We start from the raw sequence: 223 nt of genomic DNA, 5'->3' as shown, positions 1-223 counted from the left end.
AAACGTTAAAGGGTGGTATTTCAAGGTTGACTCCATGCAGACTGGCGTCCACACTTCATAGTCTCCCACCCTATCCTACACATCAAGGCTCAATGTTCAGTGTCAAGCTATAGTAAAGGTTCACGGGGTCTTTCCGTCTTGCCGCGGGTACACTGCATCTTCACAGCGAGTTCAATTTCACTGAGTCTCGGGTGGAGACAGCCTGGCCATCATTACGCCATTC

General features: G+C 49.8%; 1 rRNA gene. It reads right to left on the bottom strand.

Features of this window, described 5'->3' with window-relative positions:
• Window positions 1-223, bottom strand: a 23S ribosomal RNA gene (locus tag BHE89_RS03510); the annotation flags it as partial.

The organism is Shigella sp. FC1967 (genome assembly GCF_001743005.1).
GTDB lineage: Bacteria > Pseudomonadota > Gammaproteobacteria > Enterobacterales > Enterobacteriaceae > Proteus.
This window is presented reverse-complemented; position numbering and strand designations above follow the sequence as displayed.